20 protein-coding genes and 1 tRNA gene are annotated in these 20,292 nt (G+C 40.8%); 6 read left to right on the top strand and 15 right to left on the bottom strand.

All coding sequences use genetic code 11. The features are described 5' to 3' along the window. Positions 1-136: 136 nt before the first annotated feature. The 4 genes from B8983_RS09435 (at position 137) to B8983_RS09420 (ending at position 2,988) form a co-directional block, all read left to right on the top strand. Complete coding sequence (locus tag B8983_RS09435; RefSeq protein ID WP_084283898.1) at positions 137-517, top strand: HIT family protein; 381 nt, start codon at positions 137-139, stop codon at positions 515-517. A gap of 10 nt (positions 518-527) precedes the next feature. Next, a complete protein-coding gene (locus tag B8983_RS09430) occupies positions 528-1,559 on the top strand; it encodes an HNH endonuclease (protein WP_084283897.1) in 1,032 nt (343 codons plus the stop codon). A gap of 348 nt (positions 1,560-1,907) precedes the next feature. Further along, positions 1,908-2,576 carry a DUF433 domain-containing protein gene (locus B8983_RS09425; protein ID WP_084283896.1) on the top strand — a complete coding sequence of 223 codons (669 nt, stop codon included), beginning with the start codon at positions 1,908-1,910 and terminating at the stop codon, positions 2,574-2,576. Then, complete coding sequence (locus B8983_RS09420; RefSeq protein WP_084283895.1) at positions 2,560-2,988, top strand: DUF5615 family PIN-like protein; 429 nt, start codon at positions 2,560-2,562, stop codon at positions 2,986-2,988. Before B8983_RS09425 ends, B8983_RS09420 begins: the two co-directional genes overlap by 17 nt. 162 nt (positions 2,989-3,150) lie before the next feature. Here the strand turns inward: B8983_RS09420 and B8983_RS09415 are convergent, their stop codons facing one another. From B8983_RS09415 to B8983_RS09375, 7 genes are all read right to left on the bottom strand, one after another. Beyond that, positions 3,151-4,284, bottom strand: coding sequence for an ATP-binding protein (locus B8983_RS09415; protein WP_084283894.1), 1,134 nt, complete (start codon positions 4,282-4,284; stop codon positions 3,151-3,153). A gap of 631 nt (positions 4,285-4,915) precedes the next feature. Then, positions 4,916-5,719, bottom strand: a complete 804-nt coding sequence (locus B8983_RS09405) for a fumarylacetoacetate hydrolase family protein (protein WP_084283892.1) — start codon at positions 5,717-5,719, stop codon at positions 4,916-4,918. A 129-nt stretch (positions 5,720-5,848) separates the two neighbouring features. Next, positions 5,849-7,732, bottom strand: a complete 1,884-nt coding sequence (locus B8983_RS09400; RefSeq protein WP_084283891.1) for a transglutaminase family protein — start codon at positions 7,730-7,732, stop codon at positions 5,849-5,851. Positions 7,733-7,838: 106 nt separating this feature from the next. Beyond that, a complete protein-coding gene (locus B8983_RS09395; protein ID WP_084283890.1) occupies positions 7,839-8,117 on the bottom strand; it encodes a hypothetical protein in 279 nt (92 codons plus the stop codon). Positions 8,118-8,189: 72 nt separating this feature from the next. Further along, complete coding sequence (locus tag B8983_RS09390) at positions 8,190-8,663, bottom strand: hypothetical protein (protein ID WP_084283889.1); 474 nt, start codon at positions 8,661-8,663, stop codon at positions 8,190-8,192. A 300-nt stretch (positions 8,664-8,963) separates the two neighbouring features. Next, positions 8,964-9,113: a PIN domain-containing protein gene (locus B8983_RS14380; RefSeq protein ID WP_369405853.1), complete on the bottom strand. Its 150-nt coding sequence runs from the start codon at positions 9,111-9,113 to the stop codon at positions 8,964-8,966. Positions 9,114-9,734: 621 nt separating this feature from the next. Next, entirely contained in the window at positions 9,735-11,330 is a 1,596-nt protein-coding gene (locus B8983_RS09375; protein WP_084283887.1) for a Fic family protein, read from the bottom strand. A gap of 180 nt (positions 11,331-11,510) precedes the next feature. Between B8983_RS09375 and B8983_RS09370 the strand changes: the two genes are divergently transcribed. Together B8983_RS09370 and B8983_RS09365 are read left to right on the top strand one after the other, a co-directional pair. Continuing rightward, complete coding sequence (locus B8983_RS09370) at positions 11,511-11,834, top strand: type II toxin-antitoxin system RelE/ParE family toxin (protein WP_084283886.1); 324 nt, start codon at positions 11,511-11,513, stop codon at positions 11,832-11,834. Further along, positions 11,831-12,115, top strand: a complete 285-nt coding sequence (locus tag B8983_RS09365; RefSeq protein WP_084283885.1) for a helix-turn-helix domain-containing protein — start codon at positions 11,831-11,833, stop codon at positions 12,113-12,115. The genes B8983_RS09370 and B8983_RS09365 overlap by 4 nt, the downstream gene beginning before the upstream one ends. A gap of 329 nt (positions 12,116-12,444) precedes the next feature. Here the strand turns inward: B8983_RS09365 and B8983_RS09360 are convergent, their stop codons facing one another. From B8983_RS09360 to B8983_RS09325, 8 genes are all read right to left on the bottom strand, one after another. Beyond that, complete coding sequence (locus B8983_RS09360) at positions 12,445-13,158, bottom strand: DNA-processing protein DprA (protein ID WP_234986989.1); 714 nt, start codon at positions 13,156-13,158, stop codon at positions 12,445-12,447. 427 nt (positions 13,159-13,585) lie between these two features. Further along, positions 13,586-13,662, bottom strand: a tRNA-Val gene (locus B8983_RS09355). A 15-nt stretch (positions 13,663-13,677) separates the two neighbouring features. After that, positions 13,678-15,630 (bottom strand): RelA/SpoT family protein, encoded by a 1,953-nt coding sequence (locus tag B8983_RS09350; RefSeq protein WP_084283884.1) that lies wholly within the window; start codon positions 15,628-15,630, stop codon positions 13,678-13,680. A 43-nt stretch (positions 15,631-15,673) separates the two neighbouring features. After that, the gene (locus tag B8983_RS09345) at positions 15,674-16,678 is read right to left on the bottom strand and encodes an alpha/beta fold hydrolase (protein ID WP_500796504.1); all 1,005 of its coding nucleotides are present in this window, start codon (positions 16,676-16,678) and stop codon (positions 15,674-15,676) included. A gap of 269 nt (positions 16,679-16,947) precedes the next feature. Continuing rightward, positions 16,948-17,946: a cation diffusion facilitator family transporter gene (locus B8983_RS09340; RefSeq protein ID WP_084283883.1), complete on the bottom strand. Its 999-nt coding sequence runs from the start codon at positions 17,944-17,946 to the stop codon at positions 16,948-16,950. A gap of 27 nt (positions 17,947-17,973) precedes the next feature. Continuing rightward, positions 17,974-18,621, bottom strand: a complete 648-nt coding sequence (locus B8983_RS09335; RefSeq protein ID WP_084283882.1) for a CoA transferase subunit B — start codon at positions 18,619-18,621, stop codon at positions 17,974-17,976. A gap of 33 nt (positions 18,622-18,654) precedes the next feature. Then, positions 18,655-19,359, bottom strand: a complete 705-nt coding sequence (locus B8983_RS09330; RefSeq protein ID WP_084283881.1) for a CoA transferase subunit A — start codon at positions 19,357-19,359, stop codon at positions 18,655-18,657. Positions 19,360-19,469: 110 nt separating this feature from the next. After that, positions 19,470-20,261 carry an SDR family oxidoreductase gene (locus B8983_RS09325; RefSeq protein WP_084283880.1) on the bottom strand — a complete coding sequence of 264 codons (792 nt, stop codon included), beginning with the start codon at positions 20,259-20,261 and terminating at the stop codon, positions 19,470-19,472. Positions 20,262-20,292: the final 31 nt, after the last annotated feature.

Raw genomic sequence — 20,292 nt, 5'->3', positions numbered from 1 at the left:
AAGATTAAAAAGAAACAGTTAGTTTCCTAGTAGGCATCTCCTCGCTCATAAATTGATCTTTTAGTTTGATAAAGTAACATAAGTAATAAATTCAATTAAAAGATGCACCCTAACTTGAGACGATATTGAATCCTGAATGACTAAAGAATGCCCTTTCTGTAAGTTGCCATTTGACCGAATCATCGCTTCCAATGAATTTGGCTTGGTAATCCGTGATGGATTTCCGATTTCGCCTGGTCATACCCTGATTATTCCCAAAAGACACGTAGGCTCTTTCTTTGAAATTACTCAAGAAGAAAGAGATGCGCTTTTCCAGTTATTGAACAAAGCAAAAGAAACTATCGATACAGAATTTCAAGCTGATGGTTTTAATATTGGTATTAATGATGGACCATCCGCTGGTCAAACTGTGCCACATCTTCATATGCATCTCATTCCAAGATATAAAAATGATCAGGCAGATCCAAGAGGTGGTGTGAGATGGATCATTCCTGAAAAAGCAAAATACTGGGATTAATTAATTAACAATGGTCAGCGCTGAATCTCAAATCGAATTTCTGCAAAAAATTCAAACCCTATTTGAAGATAGTTCATTCAGCGCAACTTATAAATACGCCTTATTAATAACCTTAACAAATCTCGCCATTGAATTTGGCAATGATCAGCCAGAAGAGTTAATCCTACCTAGCAAAAAAATTGCGACTCGTTTTGCCGAATTGTATTGGCCACAAATTAAAGAGTACGCGAGTGGTAAAAATGTCGGCGTTCTACATCAAAACAATGGTATTCAAGCCAAAATCATTTCCGTCCTATTAAACATCCAAAACGAAACTGGTATAGATAGCTTTGCGAATGTAGTGACAAGCCATGTTTGGAAATGGAAGATGAATTCCATTATTACAACAATTTGGCAAAATCCTGTCTTCTACCTTCAAGAAGATGAGAATCAATTTATCTATACTTATTCAAACAATGAAAGTCTTACTCTTACAAAAGAGGCACATATTTGTCTTCGTAAATTTAGTGAATACATTATTCAATACGCTAAAAATGGCTGGATGACGCATCTCAAGACAAATGTAAAAAATCAACAAATTTTAAATACAGACTCTGATCTTGAGTCATTTTTATTTGGCGCTTCGAGAGATACCCTCATTCAATTGAGGCCTGTTTTGATGGACTACCAACATGGAAGATGCTTCTATTGTGCAAAAAACCTTGCAAGTAATGAAAAGGCAGATATAGATCACTTTATTCCTTGGAAAAAATACTCTAGAAACATCGCTGAAAATTTAGTGCTTACCTGTCCTTCTTGCAATAGAAGTAAGTCAGATATGTTGGCTGGTAAAGCTCATCTTGAAAATTGGATATTAAAGGCAGCAACTAACGTTCATAGAAATAGTGAAATTCATCATTTAGGATTTCTATCAGACCTAGAGTGTAATAAAAGAATTGCCCATTGGGCTTACCGTAATGCAGCAGTTGCTAATTCGAACGCATGGGTGATGAGAAATCAATACGAAATTATTAATCAAGACTATCTTAGTTTTTTTCAATAAATGCTCTTTTAAGTTTGACATATAAAAGTAACATTGAAGATTTTAACTTTTAATAACAAGGTATCAGGACTTGTTTGAATAAGCAATCTCATCAAGTTATCATCATCGATCCGTTAAAACTTACTTCTCTTGTGGGTAAATTCTAATGACTCATTTCGTATTAGATTACGATTTAATCAATGACTAAATTATTTCTCCAACCCTCCTGGCTAAGTGCTCAAAAACAAGCAATTATGTCGGGATATTCAATCAAGACTTCAACCACTCGCTTCCATCTCAAAAAAGTAAAACTCAGTATTTCTAACAACATAGTCCAGACTATCGGATACTTTTTTTTGGAGCTTTTTAATGACCAACAACCAATACAATGCAACGATCACTGAAGCTGCGTATCTGGCAAATATTCCAGATAGGGAGATAAGGCGAATCATCGAGGATGAAATTTTAAACACTGCATTTATTAATATGAGAAAAGATCGATGCTTCAATCTTGCAGCTTGTGTGCTAGCAAGTTTTTACTTCAAGAGTTCAGAGTACCTATATAAAAAATGCCGCATTCTTGTGATTAAAAAATTACTGGAAAAAATACCCCACTTGGCCGAAGTAAGTGATTCTGAAGTCTTTAGACTACACTCAGAAAATGATGAGACTTGGAAAATTCACATTGAAGAACTCTCCATTGACTTAGGGGTATTTGCACAACCCACCATCGAAAGATTCGAAATGCTTCACCAAGTGGTCTCCTTAGAAAAAATCATGGATGGTGAGCCAATATTACTTGGTACTCGAGTGCCGGCAAGAACAATCAGTTTCTTGGTAAGTAATGGGATTTCCTATAAAGAAATCATAGAACAATACCCCAGCATCCCCAATTATGAATTGTTTCAATCTGCAAAAATTTGGTCCGACCTCAATCTGTACAGATTGGCTCCTAAAAAAATTGCCGATATACCAGCAGAATGGAAATTAATATCAACCATTAAAGTAAAGTTTAAAAAATATGAAATTTTTAATTGATGAATGCCTAACGGCTGATTTGGTAAAGGTGTGTAACTATTTCGGGCCTGAGGCCTCCACCATTAGTGCGCTAGGCTTAGTTGGTCAAAAAGACTGGGAGATTGCAAAATTCGCCGCAGACAATGACTGGGTAGTGGTTACGCACAACAGTAAAGACTTGCGAGGAAAAAACTATAAAGGAGGATACTTGCTTCATGAAAAAATTCATCCGGGCATGATCTCTTTAGTTGCCTTTAACAATCGGCAACTGACCCATATCAACATGAATGAAATCATGCAAAAGTCACTTTTTATAACGGCTCTTGAGTATATTAAAACGCACGAACAATATGATTTATTGAATCATGTTCTTGAAGTTGACTTTGATGGTTTTGAAGTAAACATCCGCCTGTATGAGGCACCACCTTTTTGATAGGGGCCATAATTCATCGTTGTTCATCGTTGATCATCGTTGCTCAACCTTCTTCAGCTCTATCTATGATTGAACTATTTTAGGTGGATTCATTGAAGGAGTCCCTCCTAACAGATTTGTGTTGTAAGGAGGGTCCCTATTGTTTGAGTCTATTTCGGAATGCTAAGCTTCTAATTCGGATAAATACTTCGCCATATCTTCGATCAGTATTCCCCGTGTTCGGTTCGGATATCTCAAGTTATAGACGAGTTGCACTGCATTAGCCTGTGGAAATTTTTCAGCAAAATGAATCAAAGTGGAATGTGGTTTATTGTCACTACATTTCACTTCTATTAAATCGGTTAGTTGGTGATTTTTAGAAATCACAAAATCGATTTCTGCACCATCTTTTGTTCGCAAATAATGTAAGCCTGTTTCGATACCCTGTGTATCCCGAATATAGTCGGCATGCTTAAGTAGCATATAAGCTACGGCATTTTCTAAACGAGCTCCCTCATTTCCTTTGACTAAGCCTTGATCGTAAAAATATACCTTAGGTGTTTTTAATAAAGATCGTCCAACATTATCAGTCCATGGATGAACCGTGAAAACGACAAAGAGTGCTTTGAGAATATCTAAATACTTAGTCAGTGTGATCGGTGAACAACCAATGTCACGCGCAATGGAGGCTAACGATAACAGAGAGCCAACTCGGTCTCGAAGAATTTCGATAAAGATCTTCATCGTATTCAGTTCTTGTAATCTTGAAAACTCCAAGATATCTTCTCGTAAAAGATCTTTTGAATATTCTAATCGCCACTTGTTCACTTCTAGGATGTCCTCATCCAAACAGGGCTCAGGAAATCCTCCTCGCGCAAGTAGATGATCGAGTGCTTCAGTCGGACTTTTATTCGTATTTGTACAAAGCTCTTTGACAGAGATGGGATGCATTTTATAGGGATAATATCTTACCGCCAAGGACTCTCCTGCTTGCCGAAAAGTCTCCATTCGTGCACTACCAGTCACCAATAAAGAGGTTCCTGGTGCTTTAGCATCGGTCACACCTTTTAGCCACTGTTTCCAATGAGGCATTTTAAGGATTTCATCCATCACCACTAAATCATGTAAATCGTACCAGTCTTGCTTTTGAAGTCGCAGTCGATGCTCTGGAATATCCCAATTGAGATAAATTGGATTCTGGAAATAAGACATTAATTGTCGACTCATAAAAGTCTTTCCCACCTGTCTAGGACCGGTCAGAATGACAAGTTTTTTCTTAATATCTTTGTAAACAGCATGTTCGACATATCTCTTCATCCGACTACTATATATCACTATATTAAAAAGTCGCGACTTTTTAATATAGTGATATGTTTTGGTCGTTTTTAATATTTAATATAAATAAATCAACGACTTAAACATCGACTTTTATTTTCCACATCAAAGAACATACTTTTGCCTTGGATTTTTGGGTGATTCAAGCCTTCATCTCCCTCAACACTAGAAGGCTTGACAGCGAAAAATAAAACTCCTCTTTTAGAATCTAGCTTTCGTTTTAAAGGGTGAAAAAATGATATGCGGGCTATGATCAGCATCAACAATCCCACCGCTTATTTTGGGCATCGTTTCTATCTATTGAAAATGAAATTTATATTGCTTTTCTCGAATGAGTCCATCCGCTTGTCGACCTCATAATATTCTTCTAGCGTCGACTTTAATCTTCAAACGGAGATGATGAGAAAAATACCATTCGCATGGTCGCATCTCTAAACTATAGGAGAATCACCATCGTTTCTGATCGTCTTTTGCAAAAAAGGGGATATGGGTACTTCTTTTTACGATCTAAGAAACTCTCGCTCCTGAGGTAACATTCGGAAAAATGATGAAGCGATACTTTACTTCTCATTCATCCAACTCAAGAGCGGTCATACATCATGAAGAAGGAAGATTAAACAATCTTCATGACAAGGTCTGGCAATTTCTGGATCTCACAACGAATCAAATCACCTCGAACGACAGGTCCCACATTTTCTGGAGTTCCTGAATAAATAATATCGCCAGGGAATAATTCATTGGCTTCTGAAAGTTTGACAATCTGTTCTGCTACACTCCAAATCATTTGCTTTAAATCAGCTTTTTGCTTAACAACGCCATTGACGGACAACTGAATATTGCCTTCTTTAAAATGCCCTACTTTCGATACTGGAAATAATGGTCCAATCGGTGCTGAATGATCGAAGGATTTTCCAATTTCCCAAGGCTTTTTTTGCTCGCCCATGGCACGTTGTAAATCTCTTCTCGTCATATCTAATCCAAGTGCATAACCCCAAACATGATTAAGAGCGTTTTCGAGTTTAATATCTTTACCACCAATATGAATTGCTGCAACTAATTCAACTTCGTAGTGATAATTTTTGGTAAGCGTTGGATAGATATGATCGGCAACTGTATTAGGTGCAACATACTGAATAGCATCTGTTGGCTTTTGAAAGAAAAATGGTGGTTCACGGGTTGGATCAGAGCCCATTTCTATCGCATGTGCCGCATAATTTCTGCCGATGCAGTAAATTCTGCGAACGGGAAATTGTTCTTTTTGATCCGCAATCGGAATAAATACTTGGGGAACATTAAAAATGGATTTTGGGTCGGTAGAATTTGCTGCTGACACACTGCTAGAGACCATGGTCGCAGCAGCTGTTCCAAGTCCAAGTTTAATGGCATTGCGACGTGAAAAATTATCTTGGTTATCCATACTGATCTCCTTTTTATGATTATTTAGCGATATACAATCATAATCTACTTCGGATACTCTTCGTTATGTTGATACGACAGTTTATAAAAAAATCTTAAAAAAATTGAATTTTAATGATTGATTTCAGTTTCACTCATACATAATTTGGGCCAGCATATCTTTACGGATTAGCTGAGTTATTCTCTTTGCGCGGTTGTTAGGGCCAGCAGGACAAACAGCACTCTTCTGATTCAATTTTAAAATTCGAGATACAGAGACGACATTGTCTTGTAAAGTATAAGTTGAAACATAAAGCGCCCCATCTTCAGCGTAATCTGTTTTAGGGGGTAACTTGATGACTTTGATCGTTTTCGGGAAATGAATCTCACTTAATTCGACGAAGGTTCCAGAAAAACATCGATAAGGAAAATGATAAACATCAGGGAGTTCGTTAAAAGGAATATCCGCTAGAAATCCCGATGACAAGCCAATGGGCACGGTCATAGCGCCCGGACCTGGCAGATTAACAATCGGATCCAAATAAAATTTAGACGTTAAACGAAAGGGAGTATTCAGGTCACGACTATTAGAAGGTCGAAAGGTACCATTCCCTGTTTGTCGATACGAAGACAGATATTTCTTCTCGACTCGATTGTCTTGACTATGATTAAAGGTAGCGAAATTTAATCGCGCTTCAACTTCTTCAGAGCCTTCATATGTAGTAATAGCATGTCCATAAATACCGCCCCGCTCATCTACCTCAAAACGAGCCTTTGAGACGAACCCGGTATTTCGGTCAGATTCTTTTAAGGTTCTACCCATTTTGCCTAAGGCTGTTAAAACCACTGGTTTATCCATTTCCGAAGCTGCTAGCAAGCCGTAAGGTGCTATTTCGAGAGTAGAGTCAACATAGTGATCCCATTGTGGCAAATAGGTGATGACATGATTAAAGGGATCAATTGTGCCCAGCTTACCTACCCGATAAGCAGACTCTGAATTAATTAAGGCCGAACTGGCAGAGATTCCTTTCGCTAAGAGTAAAGCTCTTAAGAGTAAATCATGATCCTTACAATCCCCATAACGATGATCAATGATGCTATCGGCATCATTGGGCACAATCCCGCCATCACCTAAATAGATCGCGACATAACGAATATTTAGAGAAACCCACTGATACAGAGCGATTGCTTGTGTCTGGGGATCATCAATCCCTTTCGTGATTTTATTAGCAAGATCCGACACCTTTTTGGTGACTACTAGCTTCGATTGAATCGAGTTCTCATAGGATTTACCGATATCAATCGGCGATTTAAAACTGGAAAAAATAATGTGCGGACTATGATCGGCATAATCCACCTCACCATTGACTTTGGAGAGCGTTTTCAATTGTTGATAATGAAACATGTATCGCTTTTCGCCATTGGGTCCGTCTGCTTGTCGCCCCCCAGGAATTCTCTTGACGTCCACTTTAATTGGTATTCGGCGATCATGTGAAAAGTGCCATTCAAATTGTTGCACTTCCAAACCAGGCGAAAAATATAAGCCCTTCTCATAGTTTTTCGGAAACAAGGGCCTATTGGAAGTCACTTTTACTTTGTAAGTGACTCTGGCGCCTGGAGTAACATTTGGGAAAATGATAATGCGATGCTTTTGATCGGAAAACGTTTGAGCACCACTAGAGATATCATCATCCACTTCGCGAATCGCATTCTTGGCTACGGGAATTTTCTGCCCCGTATTGGTCGTCGTATACGCATCTAATACCTCCACTGTTTCAAAGGTACTATTAAATGAAATATCCGCTTGGGAATAGCTATCGATTGCAATCTGAGCACGAATGAGTTTGGTGGTTTCACGGATCTCTACATCGCTGCCATCCGCATTGACATGCGTTTTAATGAGAAGGCGCTCGACACTGGCCGGTGAATTTGACTCACTCTTTGCTTGTATTCCTGGTGAGATGACTACCAATCCACCAAGTATGACAACAGTCGCAACAATAAGACCACCGGTAAACTGAAAAAATATTTTCATGAGATCTCTTTAAAAAAATTGGCCATAATTGCATGACCTAAAAACCAGAATCTGTCGCAATCGATTAGCTGCTAGAGAAATATGAAATAAACTTGGATCGAACATACTACTTCGCTGAATAGGTAAAGTGATTGTGAACATAGTTTTCAATTAACTGTCTGCGACGACTCTTCGGCCAATCATATTCATCAGGGTCGCGCAAGTACAACTCTGGGTTGTAATTAAACCTTGGGTATTTACTGCGTATGCTTTTCAAACCCAGAATAATCGAAGCATCAATGATCGTGTTGACCGCCCAATAAGGAGGTGCCAACTGATTTTCATGAACGACGCTCTGCACTTGTAGCGGCAGAATAAAACTCAGAAAAATAACTGCAAGGTGCATAGGGATTTTTATTAGAGGGGAAGATGTTAGTTTGGCGATTGTGAGGCTCATTGTGTGAGCCTCACAGCAAAATTAAAACCCAAATGCCTCCGCCCAAGCAATCACTTTTTCTTCAGTAAGTCCCGGATACTTCTTGATGCAATTATCGATGGGACTATAGGATTCATGGGGATCAGACGACATAAGCGAAGTACTTTCAAGTTCTTTACATCTCTCCAGTTCTTCTAGTCTTTCACATTCCTTAATAGCTTCCAAGACGATATATTCAGCAAGATCATTAGAATCCAAATCTGAACTAATCGGTATTAGTAACTGATCCGGTACAGGGCCTTCCATTAATGTGTACAAACCACCATCAGCATTTTCATAGACTAAAGGTCTATCTTTAGTTACTTCCACGGTCCAAACAAAAGTATGACCGGTAATACCATACCAGCCTTGATAACCCTCAACGCCAATGATCTTCACAATATTTCCGGTATTTTCTGGCAAATGACATCCCACTACTACCGCCAAATCGCCGATACGGCAACGCAATGTTTCCATTTTATTTCTCCTGTTTAGCTAATTCGACAATACGTCAGGCTTAGCAATTCGGAATAACTCCGCCTTTACTACGTTAATGATTTAAAAAACTTTTAAACTTATTCATCCTTTGAAATGGCAACATCTGAGTAACAGACTTTTCATAGGCCCAATCAGTCTGGTTAAAAAATTTTTCCCTTTGATTTTTTTGCCATTATTTATTTCCAAGAAGGTCTTGGTGAATGCACTTCAGCAGCCCAGAAGTATATATTTTTCCAAATCTGTTAAAAATCTAAATTAGATCCAGTTTTCAATTTTCAATCATGGTACTCTTGAAAATTCTTTTTGATTATTTGTTACCAGTAATACATTTAATGCTAAGGCATGAGCTGCAAACATTGTGTCTAAAGGGCCAATGGTTTGTCCCTTTTTTCTAATTGAGCCCGAAGTCTTCCATATACCCAAATACACTCCTCATCAAATGGCAAAATTTTTAGCGGAGCCAAAAACATTCCTAAGAATTTTTTACCGAGGATAGATTCCGATTTTTTATTTCAAGCAGTATCAAGGCTTGATCTCTTCCCTTAATTGTTCGTTTGGTTGTTCTCGCTCAATTTCAAAGCTAGGCTGAAGAACATCTAGTGCAGTTGTAATATCATCCAATAACCTTTTTTGGGGAAGTAGTAAAACCCCTCCAACAAAATATTGAATTGTTACCTCTGAATCTTTAAAGTGATACTTCTTTGGCAATCTCTCGGCTTGACTTCTACCATTCATGAAAAATTTGAGCTTTGTCCATAAGACTTCCAAAATATATACCTCGTACAAACCAGAAGTTTAGATAATTTATTAATTTCTATCAATTTAGAAAAAATTTTGATCATTCATCAAAAAAACCTGACGTGTTTCTAGAGCAATCCTGCATTGCTTAACTTTTTATCGAATTTCACACCAGTTCAAGTTAATAGATTAACAAAAAATACATAATTAATTGCAAACTTTTAATAACCTATTTTTTTAACTGGAATTTATTAACTTGACGAGAAATCTACCGTCCAAAACTTTCTAAAATAATCAAATTAGTTTGAAATACTACTTTCGATTTCCACAGACATACTTATTTACAACATTCATTTCAGATTCATCTTGAAAAGCGTTTTCAATGGCCCTCACAATCTCGTCCCAAATCCCAGGTTCTTGAAGGATGGGCATTTCTTTACCCAACATATTGGAAAGTTTCCCCTGATTTGACTCAACTGATCGAATAATTCTATCAATTTGCATATCAGGCATTTCGACAATTTCTTTGATTGCTGATCTTGCTTGCGAATGGTTACGTAAGAAACGGAACTCTTCTCGCATATCCCCACAAATTGTGCGCTCCACCACATGCGCTAAGTACACAACATGCTTTGTTACATCCAGAAATCGCCACGTATGCCTTACTTTTTCATCACCATGAAATTCAAAATTTGAACGAATACCATCCGAATAGGTGGTAGGAGTTGTTGAAAATTTATATAACCCTTCCAATGCCTGCATCAATGGTCGTGAAACAACATCAAGGACCCTGTCATAAGAATATCGCTCAGTGCGATCACTTGTTATGAGAGATGATATCGGTAAAATCATCGGTGCTTTCACGACTTGATCGCGACGCAAAACATCGTTGATCAAGAACCGATGCACACGGCCATTGCCATCTGCTAGTGGGTGGATGTAAACAAATCCAAATGCTGCTACTGTACTACGCATTACAGAGGACTGTCCTTTGGTACGCTCTAAAAAGGTGAGGACTCCATCGAGCATTAATTGGATATCCTCAGCGGGCGGAGCAATGTAGTGCACGATCTCTTGATACCTTACAACTTCCCCAACAAACACAGGGGACTTACGAATACCGAAGTGTTCCAAAGTTGTTCCCTTGCCAAGGATTTCAGCTTGCAATTCGGCAAGTGTGGCATGATTAAATGGCCACGGTCCTTGGCCGGTCTGGCTCGATAATACATCAGCAAATCGCTGAATACGATCAGATTGATTAGCTTCACCCTCAATTGCAAAACTTGATTTACTTTCACGCAACGTCATCCAAACGGCCGAGCGAATTAATAATTCTTCACCAAACTCAAGTGCCAAATCGCTAATTAGCTTTGAGACATCTAAACTCATGGCTTTAATAGAGTCTGCCGTTTTCCGGATAATAGGGCAAAAATAGGGTGTTCCAGGTAAGTTGTCGCGCACCCGCCAGCGTCGATTCGGGATAGCCTGTTCTGGAGATGCGGCCACTAGTTTGGCCGCATCAATGACATCAATATAGCCACCAGTAATTTCTGAGTTAATTTCAAGTGTTTTATTGGTCAAGAATTCATAAAGAAAACCGGCTCGCTTAGCGAACTGACCGGATGGCTCGTCACTGACCCAGTCAGACAATTCTTGTGGATTAATTTTTCTAAATAACTGAGATAGGACCTCAAGATGAAGAACTTCATGCTTGAGATGAAACGTCAAATGTCCACGCAAAGTCGGACTAGGTCGCATACTTTCAACGTAGATTTCAGTAGTAATATCATCTAATACTTGTGTTGCACGACGACTTCCAATGCGACTAAGAGTTTGGAATGGCATGACTGGGTCGATACCGTAATTGGTAGCCAACCACACCCCACCGATTGAATTTTTGTTTTCCATTCATCCATTTTGCACAAAAACGATAACGGATTAAACATTTACAGAATGTTAGATGGGGAGTCACTCTAATTTGAATACATAAACTCAGCATAATAAATTTATAAAGGTTAATTACCCAAATTTTCTAAGTCTATTTTTGGAAACTCTAGCAATTTATATAAATACTTATATAATTAACCAATGAGGAAAGATCTGTATTTTATTGGTACCGCTTTAGATGATTTGAGGGATTTACCCATTGAAGCAAGACGTGAAGCTGGTTTTGAGTTGGACTTAGTTCAATGTGGTTATATGCCGACAGACTTTAAACCAATGCTTAATATTGGCGCCGGTGCTTATGAAATCCGGATTCATATACTTGGAGAGTGGCGTGTAATTTATGTAGCCAAGTTTTCTAGTGGGGTGTATGTTTTGCACGTCTTTCAAAAGAAAACGGCAAGAACAGCCTTAGCTGATATTGAAAAAGCAAAAAGCCGATACAAACAGATAAAGGAGAAAAAATGAAAGACAAAATAATTAAATCAAGTGGTAATGTTTTTGATGATCTTGGCTTCTCAAAAGAAGAGGCTGCTGTATTAAAGATGCGCGCTGATTTGATGTCAAAAGTTAGAGACTCGATCACAAAGTATGGTTGGACCCAATCTGAAGCTGCTATGAGGTTACAAATCAGTCAATCCCGAGTATCAGACCTAATCCGCGGAAAGAGAGACAAATTCAGCTTAGATATGCTCGTAATGCTAGCGACACGAGCAGGCAATAAAGTGGCTTTAGAGGTTTTCGCCTAGGAGGTAATTGAGCATACTTTATGTGAATTTGGCATTTTTAAGACAAAATAATGAATTAAGTTTTACTTTTCGTGAAAATTTAATTTTTTCTATTTAAAAATAAAAAAATTAAATTTTCAAACAAAGAGATGGTTTGTAAAATGCTTTGTTCTTTATATGGGTAGAAACCAATATCAGTCGGATTTTTTTTAAGGTTATGAATTAAACGTTTAATATTCGTCCAATTATCTAACCCAGGTGAAAATTCTCCTAGAAAATAACATTAATCATCATTTGTTAAATAATGATGTTGAGAAAGATGAGTTTCGTTAATTACCTGTAAACGCAAATTATAGGTTCGTAATAATATCGTCGAAGTTTCTAACTCGTATAGCACCACGTTCAGCAAATTTAGCTGGCCATGTTAAATTTGGATTTTTAAAACAATTGTCTAGAATAAATAACTTCCTATTTTGCTTTAGGGCTGCTCTAGCCTGAATCAAAGTGCCAGAAGTTTCGCTAGCCTCAACAATGACAGTTGCATCCGTCAATGCGGACATGGTTATGTTTCTCTCAGGAAAAAACAATCGATTTCCTTGTATAGATTGTCTCGAATACCTCAGAATTGGAACCTGACTAATTAAAAGGTGGTCACACGCAATTTGCTGTTGTAATTTTGAATTTTCCTTTGGATACACTTCAGTAATAGGTGTTCCAATCACAGCAACAGTCTTACCACCGAACTCAATTGCCACCTTATGTGCAGTGGTATCTACACCTCGAGCCAAACCAGAATAAATAGTAAAACCATTTTCTACTAGACTTTTGACCAATTTTTTTGTTCTTTTAATCCCGTCGTCAGAGACATTCCTAGAACCAACTACTGCAATTGATTTTGGGGAAAAAGCAAAATCCAAATTACCACGATAGTAAAAAAATTCAATTGGATTTTCAGCATCTCTCAGCTTTTGTGGGTAATCAATTGTTTGAAATAAACAAAATTTATAATCCAATAAATTGGCATTTTGAAACTTCTCCAAAACCTCTTCTGAAATTTTTTTCAAATCAGACTTACTATAAAAATCCGAGGGCACTGAGTGAGGATTTTTTCTAAATTTCTCCGCCAAACTTTTAAAAGATGTCTTGGAATCAGTCCACAACGCCTCATAACCAGCCATCTCATCTAGAGAGTTAATTGGCTCCTTGGAAAAAATCGAAGTAGGGTCTTTAAAGTTCAGAGTCATCTCTGTAAATGTAATGGCTAAAAACAACTATAGCAACATTACCCATTACAAGTAGGGGTTTTAATAACTTTGTTTGAAATTCGGGAGTTTTGATTGCATTGATATTTCATGAGGACTTAATTCGCTTCTGCACAAAGCTGAACATGGACTAAACCTTAAATCGGAATCTCGGAATAATCTTGAGAACAAAAATTAAAAAAGCGAAAAGACTGTTCATCTTTTCGCTTTTAGATATTGCTTAAATAATTGGTAGGCTCGACTGAATTCGAATCAGCGACCCCTACCATGTCAAGGTAGTGCTCTAACCAACTGAGCTACGAGCCTAAAGACGAAATTATATCACCTTCGATGAGCAGATGTCACGCCTTTTACATTTGTGAGTTGTTTCATGGCCTGAGTGATCTCATCTAGACTATGAATTTCAATCGAAAACTGCATACTAGCCATCCCTTTGCCACTGAGTGTATTCACCCCTACCACATTGATTCTGAGCTTAGAAAACACCTCGGAAATATCCCGTAGCAAGCCATGACGATCCACTGCCATCAAGGCGATTTCTGCTGAAAAAATCGAGTTCGATGAAGTATTTTCTGACCATGCCGATTTAATAATCCGCTCCGGTGCACGCAGCATTAATTGCTTGAGCGTTTGACAGTCACTGCGATGAATCGAAATCCCCCGCCCTCTGGTAATAAAACCATTAATCTCATCAGGAGGCACTGGTCGGCAACACTTGGAGAGCTGCGTCAGTAAGGAATCAACCCCAACGATTAAGATATCGCCAGCATCCTTTTTTTTACGGCTCGGCTTAATCATTAAATCGACAATGGGCGTTGGCTCAAGGACTGGTTCATTTGCCTCTTTAGCTTCCTTCGCCAGGAGCTTCGGATCACGCTCCGCTTGTGCGTCGATGGCATTAAACCACGCCTTCACTTTCGAACGAGCCCGGTGCGAGGCTAAATAGCCTTTATCCGGTGATAGCCAATCTCGGGAAGGGCCACCCTCTTTCACCGTAATAATTTCTACGGTTTGCCCACTGCCCAACACCGTATCGAGTGGCACCATCACGCCGTCTACTTTGGCGCCACGACAACGATGACCGATATTGGTATGCACTGCATAAGCAAAGTCGAGTGGTGTAGCATTCGGATCGGTCGCAATTACCCGTCCTAAAGGCGTTAAGGCATAAACTTGATCATCAATCGCCTGTCCCTTTAACTGATCCCAGGCATCTTCTTTCCAGGCGATTAATTGCCTGGCCCAAGCCACTTTGCGCTCATATTCCTCGGCGGCACTAATGGTTCCTTTAGAACTGTGTCCCGAACCACCTTCTTTATATTTCCAGTGCGCTGCGACACCATATTCTGCTTGATGATGCATGGCCTGCGTGCGAATCTGAATCTCAAATGGCATCCCGTCCACATCCTTAACGACCGTATGAAGCGATTGATAACCGTTCGGTTTCGGTCTAGCAATGTAGTCGTCAAACTCTTTGTTTAGCGGTTGCCACAAGTGATGAAAAATCCCCAGGGCCGTATAGCAATCTTTGACATCATCGACAATCACACGCACGGCACTCACATCATACAAATGCGAAAAATCGAGGTGCTTACCTTGCATCTTCCGAAAAATACTGTAGATATGTTTCGGTCGGCCGTAAACCTCGGCGGAGATTTTATTGACGAACAGTTCATTCTGAATCTTACCGACGATATCTTCCACAAACCGTTGCCGTACTACCCGCTTACTGTCGAGCAGAGTAGCGATTTCTTTATAGGCGACGGGATTCACCATCCGAAACGCCAAATCTTCCATCTCCCACTTGATTTGCCAAATCCCCAAACGATTAGCGAGTGTCGCATCAATCTCTAATAACTCTTGTGCCCAAGCTTCCTCCACCGGCAACTTCTCTTTCGTTACCCACCTGAGTGTTTGTAGTCTAGCCACAAGATAAATAAATACCACCCGTAGATCTTGGGAGAAAGCCAAGAGCATTTTGCGTAGACTCTCAGCTTGACCACTCGCGGCCTTCGTTCTGGTCGAATCGAGCGCCTGAAAACCTTTAATTAAACGGGCTGGCTCTTCCCCTAAACGCTCGGTTAGTTTAGCCAGTGTGTCTTTACTGGTGAGATGCTCGATGGCAATCAGTGTAGAACTATCTAGTTCTAACATTTTGGCAATCAGCAGCATACCGGAGAGATGCTCCGCAATCGGTTCATCGAACCAAGCTACATCTTCTTTCACTTGAACGGGTAACAATTTTTTTACTGCTGAAGAATTTAAATCAGTCATAGATTGAATTTAAACCAAATCTCATAGAATCTCAAAAAAAAGATTAGCTCGTAAAAAATTTTCTAGCCACCGCAATTTGTTCTGACAGAATAAATGCAGGCGCATGACCGGCTTCTGGGATCTCGACCGCCGAAACGTACGGATTGCGACGACACATCTCCTCCACTGTAGCTGGGGATAGGAGGTCAGATTCCACCCCTCTTGCAACCAATGTTTTGATCTTTATATTGTCAAAGCTCTTCCATAAAGCTAGCTCACCCGCGGCTGCCGTCATCGGATTTTGCGCCATTAAAGGCACAGAAATTTTAGGGTCATAATGCATCACCCACTCTTGATTGCGCTGCATTAATTGTGGCAAATTTAACAGGCGTAATTGCTCAGGCGTGTGGCGCCCAAAAGTTTGTGTCAGGGTGTTGGCATATTGCAAGGCTTCCTCTTGATTGCTAAACACGACGGGCTTGCCCAAATACGTCATCAGTCTGGATAAAAAGGCAAACTCAATCCGAGGACCGACATCATTTAAAAGTAAGCGTCGAATTGGTTGATGCTCTAGTCCTGCGAGCACCATCCCGATCAGTCCACCCATAGAGGTTCCAAAAAAGTCTAACTGCTTCGGTGCAAGGCGGGCAATCAAGGTCACCATATCGCTGACATATTGCGGCACCCCGTAGTACATTGGATCGCTTAAATAATCTGAGTCACCTCGCCCCACTACGTCTGGGCAAACCACGAAATACTCATCCGACATCGCCTGGGCAAGTGCATAAAAATCCGTGCCACGCCGGGTCAAGCCATGCACACATAACAGGACCTTCGGGTTTTGAGGATCACCCCAAGTTCGATAAGCCATTTGATGTAGGCCTGCTGGGCTAATACATTGCACCTTCTGGGGAACTGGCTGCTGCGCCCCTAGATCGACTCCATCGACTCCAGCCTGATTTTGCTGAGGAGCCCCATCCACTGCACCTGGCTTTGAGGCAGACGCCTGTGCTGAGGATGCGTCAGTAAAGATTGCAGCAATTTTTTTCCAAAGTGATGTAGCCATCATTTCCTCGTGCTCAGTACTCAGTTGAAATTCGTTTTTAAAATAGATTTACTTGAATAGTAAATACTTTACTCTCTGAAGATAAAAATGGCTGGATTAAACGCCTAATTTTTGTGACACTTTCAACAAATCACCCAGAATAGGCACCCTCGAGAGGAGTTCATGCACCGCCAAAGCGCTCTAGCCGCCTTGGAGTAACATCTGGCAACAGACCGCTAAATAGTTTTGTCTTGGTGCTAGTGCGGCCTTATAGTCCTGCGCGCAGTTACAAGTTACAGCGCTAAATGAGCAGGCTCAGGCGTTTGATCCGCCGGATGGACTTCCGGTTGGAGTGTCACATGATCAAGACCATGCACCTCAAGTAACATGGCGCGAATATCGTCCATGATTTTTGGCCAATCGGCAATATGATCAATTTCGACATGACCAATCAAGGCCGGATAACCTGGCGTCATTTCCCAAATATGTAAATCATGAATCGCATTCACGCCGGCAACGTTGACTAAATCATCCCCAACTTTCAGAAAATCAATATGCTTTGGTACACCCTTCATTAAGAAATGATAGGATTCACCCAAAATAGATACGGTCGATTTAATCAGCAGTAAACACACCACCAAAGACAGGATGGGGTCAATTTGCATCCAACCGGTATATTGAATGACGATACCGGCAATTAAAGCAGCCACTGAGCCAAGCAAGTCACCCATCACGTGCACGAGAGCCGCTCTGGTATTCATACTATGGTTATTACGAGAAAGCATCCAGGCGACGAAAACATTCACCAGTAAACCCAGCACAGCGACCAAGGTCACGGTTTGGCCACCGACAATATGCGGCGTAATAAAACGCGAAATCGCCTCAACCGAAATCCAAACCACTAACAACAACATCGCCAAGCCATTCACAAACGCAGCGAGTGCCTCGGCCCGGCCAAAACCAAAAGAATTCTTAGCACTTGGTGGACGTTTGGAGACAACCTGCGCAATCACGGCCAAAAAGAGTCCGGCCGCATCAGTGACCATGTGACCCGCATCAGAGATTAAAGCGAGTGAATTGGCAAAAAAGCCGGCAAAAACTTCTACGGCAGCAAAGCCCAAGGTAATGATCAGAGCGACCATCAACACTTTTTGACTAGAAACTTCTTTGGCGTGGGAATGCTTGGCATCCCCCGCTTTATGCGCATGTAAACTTGCTGAACGGGTTGCTGAACCAGCCTTTGACCCACTATGAGGCGACTTGTGATCGTGAGAATGACTATGATTCAGCATAACTTCCTATAACAATAAGACAACGATTTAAAGTGCAATATGCAGCTTCGCACCAGTTTTCTCAATCACTTCCTCTTGCGTCACACCCGGAGCTAATTCGATGAGATGTAAACCATTATCATCAATTTTGATGACACATAAGTCAGTGATGATTTGATCGACCACGCGCACACCAGTCAGTGGCAAACTGCATTCAGAAAGAATCTTTAAATCGATTGTGCCATCTTTTTTCTTGGCCACGTGATCCATCAGCACCAGAACGTGCTTCACACCTGCCACGAGGTCCATCGCCCCGCCCATGCCCTTGACCATTTTGCCAGGAATCATCCAGTTGGCTAAATCGCCCTTCTCACTCACCTGCATGGCACCCAGAATTGCTAGGTTAATTTTGCCACCACGGATCATACCGAAAGAATCCGCTGAGGAGAAAATAGAGGAGCCAGGTAAAGTGGTAACTGTTTGCTTACCCGCATTGATTAAATCAGGATCGATTTCTGCTTCCGTTGGGAAAGGACCAATCCCCATCAAACCATTTTCAGATTGCAACCAAACTTCCATGCCCTCTGGTACGTGATTGGCCACTAAAGTTGGTAAACCAATCCCTAAATTTACGTAATATCCGTCTTGTAATTCTTTTGCAGCACGCGCTGCCATTTCGTCTCTTGTCCAAGCCATGTTATCAATTCCTTTTGAATATCGCTATATTGGTTAGATGGATGCTTCACGCACCGTACGTTGTTCAATCCGCTTTTCAGGGGTCGCATTTAAAACGATGCGGTGCACATAAATACCAGGAGTATGAATTTCATCTGGATCTAATTCACCATTTTCAACAATCTCTTCCACTTCAGCGATGGTAATTTTGCCGGCCATTGCGACCACAGGATTAAAGTTTCTGGCTGTCAAACGGTAAACCAAGTTACCAGACTTATCTGCCTTCCAAGCTTTGACGATTGAAACGTCAGGGGTGAGCGTTCTTTCCATCAAATAGGTTTCGCCATCAAATACTTTGGTTTCTTTACCTTCTGCGATTAAAGTACCAACGCCCGTTTTCGTATAAAACGCTGGAATACCACAACCACCGGAGCGGAGTTTCTCAGCGAGTGTGCCTTGTGGTGTGAGTTCTACTTCCACTTCACCAGCAATAAATTGACGCTCAAATTCAGCATTACCCCCAACAAACGAACAAATCATCTTTTTAATTTGTCCATTTTCTAAGACGATACCGAGGCCGTAACCGTCGATCCCGCAGTTATTCGAAATCACTGTCAAGTTCTTAGCGCCAGTATCTTTCACACCCTGAATCAAGGCTTCAGCAATACCACACACGCCAAAGCCACCGGAAGCAATCATTACGCCGTCTTTTACAACATCAGCCAAAGCTTCTTTGGCAGAACCAAATATCTTATTCATTGTTTGTCCTTTGAACTCTTAATTAATTTTTCTTTTTTTGATTGCTAAACTTCACAATGGTACATTATCGAACATTTCCCCAAACTGGTCTATTTTTGACCTCAATTCGCTTAAGTGACCAGTAAACCATCATCCGCTGTAATAATCGAGCCATTCATAAAGCCAGACTGCTCACTAGCCAGTAATAACAAGAGCCCATCCAAATCAGTCGCTTGACCAATGCGCTTGCGGGGGAGTTTTTGGATCAGTTTTTTGCCCAAATCCGTCTCCCAGTGCTCAGCATTAATCTCGGTTTCTATGTAACCTGGACAGATGGCATTGATATTCATGCCGTACCGCCCCCACTCGAGTGCCATCGCCTGCGTCATATGAATCACCGCCGCTTTACTCATGCAATAGGTGGAAATTTGCGAAAGCACCTTTAAGCCGGCCACGGAAGCAATATTAATAATCCGCTGCGCAGGCGCTGGATGACCGCTATCTTGAGCTATTTTTGCTCGTTTAATCATATACTTACCGACAGCTTGCGCCACAAAAAAAGACCCACGCGTGTTGGTATCAAACACAAAGTCGTAATCCTTGGGAGTGACATCCACAATCCGCTGGGTCGTGGAAACTCCCGAGTTATTCACCAGGATATCAATCTGACCGGCGCTGGCAAGCACCTGTGCGATCGCCGCGTCAATCGACTCGGTTTGCGTTACATCCATCGTCACACAATGCGCCGTGCCACCCGCTTGCGCAATTTCCTGGGCCAAGGCTTGTAAACGATCTAAACGCCTCGCTGCGAGAACCACAGTGGCACCCGCTTGTGCCAGGGTTTTCGCAAATTGTGTGCCCAGTCCACTAGAAGCTCCCGTAATCAGAGCTACTTTGCCTTGTAAATCGATTTGATACGCCATCAAAACCCCTTTCAATCCGTTTTAAACCAAC

The organism is Polynucleobacter kasalickyi, assembly GCF_900176405.1.
Taxonomy (GTDB): domain Bacteria; phylum Pseudomonadota; class Gammaproteobacteria; order Burkholderiales; family Burkholderiaceae; genus Polynucleobacter; species Polynucleobacter kasalickyi.
This window is presented reverse-complemented; position numbering and strand designations above follow the sequence as displayed.

Bases quoted from the DNA above. Each gene is read 5' to 3' on its own strand.
- B8983_RS09325 (WP_084283880.1), bottom strand. From the start codon at position 20,261: ATGGCGTATCAAATCGATTTACAAGGCAAAGTAGCTCTGATTACGGGA.
- B8983_RS09345 (WP_500796504.1), bottom strand. From the start codon at position 16,678: ATGATGGCTACATCACTTTGGAAAAAAATTGCTGCAATCTTTACTGAC.
- B8983_RS09425 (WP_084283896.1), top strand. From the start codon at position 1,908: ATGACCAACAACCAATACAATGCAACGATCACTGAAGCTGCGTATCTG.
- B8983_RS09435 (WP_084283898.1), top strand. From the start codon at position 137: ATGACTAAAGAATGCCCTTTCTGTAAGTTGCCATTTGACCGAATCATC.
- B8983_RS09390 (WP_084283889.1), bottom strand. From the start codon at position 8,663: ATGGAAACATTGCGTTGCCGTATCGGCGATTTGGCGGTAGTAGTGGGA.
- B8983_RS09400 (WP_084283891.1), bottom strand. From the start codon at position 7,732: ATGAAAATATTTTTTCAGTTTACCGGTGGTCTTATTGTTGCGACTGTT.
- B8983_RS09335 (WP_084283882.1), bottom strand. From the start codon at position 18,621: ATGGCTTGGACAAGAGACGAAATGGCAGCGCGTGCTGCAAAAGAATTA.
- B8983_RS09350 (WP_084283884.1), bottom strand. From the start codon at position 15,630: ATGACTGATTTAAATTCTTCAGCAGTAAAAAAATTGTTACCCGTTCAA.
- B8983_RS09370 (WP_084283886.1), top strand. From the start codon at position 11,511: ATGAGGAAAGATCTGTATTTTATTGGTACCGCTTTAGATGATTTGAGG.
- B8983_RS09330 (WP_084283881.1), bottom strand. From the start codon at position 19,359: ATGAATAAGATATTTGGTTCTGCCAAAGAAGCTTTGGCTGATGTTGTA.
- B8983_RS09405 (WP_084283892.1), bottom strand. From the start codon at position 5,719: ATGGATAACCAAGATAATTTTTCACGTCGCAATGCCATTAAACTTGGA.
- B8983_RS09375 (WP_084283887.1), bottom strand. From the start codon at position 11,330: ATGGAAAACAAAAATTCAATCGGTGGGGTGTGGTTGGCTACCAATTAC.
- B8983_RS09340 (WP_084283883.1), bottom strand. From the start codon at position 17,946: ATGCTGAATCATAGTCATTCTCACGATCACAAGTCGCCTCATAGTGGG.
- B8983_RS09395 (WP_084283890.1), bottom strand. From the start codon at position 8,117: ATGCACCTTGCAGTTATTTTTCTGAGTTTTATTCTGCCGCTACAAGTG.
- B8983_RS09430 (WP_084283897.1), top strand. From the start codon at position 528: ATGGTCAGCGCTGAATCTCAAATCGAATTTCTGCAAAAAATTCAAACC.
- B8983_RS09365 (WP_084283885.1), top strand. From the start codon at position 11,831: ATGAAAGACAAAATAATTAAATCAAGTGGTAATGTTTTTGATGATCTT.
- B8983_RS09415 (WP_084283894.1), bottom strand. From the start codon at position 4,284: ATGAAGAGATATGTCGAACATGCTGTTTACAAAGATATTAAGAAAAAA.
- B8983_RS09420 (WP_084283895.1), top strand. From the start codon at position 2,560: ATGAAATTTTTAATTGATGAATGCCTAACGGCTGATTTGGTAAAGGTG.